The sequence below is a fragment of the Sporanaerobium hydrogeniformans genome (genome assembly GCF_002735925.1).
In the GTDB taxonomy this organism is placed as follows: Bacteria; Bacillota; Clostridia; order Lachnospirales; family Cellulosilyticaceae; genus Sporanaerobium; species Sporanaerobium hydrogeniformans.
In genome coordinates, this window is the sequence record NZ_PEDL01000054.1 from 1 (window position 1) to 911 (window position 911).

Here is a 911-nt window from a genome sequence, read left to right on the forward strand (position 1 = left end):
CTTCGTGCTAGGACGGAAGTAACAGTTAAAGCTACTTCTTCAGGCGGAGGTGGTTCAGGCTCAAGCGGTAGCTCATCATCCGGTGGAGGAACACTCCCTTCAAATCCAACATCAAAGGTTGAACAAGCTATTAATAAGTTACCTGATTCAACTAAACAAGAAATTAAACAAGAAATAGAAAAGGCAAAAAATAAAATGCCTTATACAGCACTTGGAGAGTCAATTACAGTAAAACAATTAAATGAACTTACAAAAGGTAAGTTTACAAATGAAGAGTTACAGGAGATGATTAAAAATCCAGAGCTTTTAAGTAAGTTGGGAGTAGATACTAGCTTATTGGCTAAAGCGGTTGTTTTAGAGCCTATTAAAGATGCTACTTTTACAGATGTAAAAGCTACATATTGGGCAAATAACTACATTAAGCAAGCAGCTGCAATAGGATTAGTAGCAGGTAATCCAGATGGAAGCTTTAATCCAAATGGCAAGTTAACACAAGTAGATACATTTACTTTCCTAGATAGAGTACTCCTTAGTAAAGGTATTACTGAGATGAAGCTGCCAAGAACAACAGTAGAAAAGTATGTAACAAATAAAGAGCATTGGGGATTTGCATATGTAGCATCCATTGGTTCTAAGCTTAGTGAGGAAACTTTGGCAAAAACTTGTGAGTATAGAGAGAAAGGGTTGACGAGGGAATTACTCGCTCAAGTATTATATGAAGTGACAAAAGGGAAACTGGAGAGAGTAAAACCTAGTATTGCATTCCAAGATGTGAAGACTTCACCTTATAAAGAAGCCATAGACTATTGTACGAGTGTAGGGTTATTATCTGGAACAAGTGCAACCACAATGGAACCACAAAGAGAATTAACACGTGCAGAGATGATGACTTTAATTATTAAGTTAAATGA

1 protein-coding gene is annotated in these 911 nt (G+C 36.6%); it reads left to right on the forward strand.

The features are described 5' to 3' along the window. Positions 1 to 911: S-layer homology domain-containing protein (locus tag CS063_RS17350; RefSeq protein ID WP_143452490.1), on the forward strand; the 911-nt coding region annotated here is incomplete at both ends.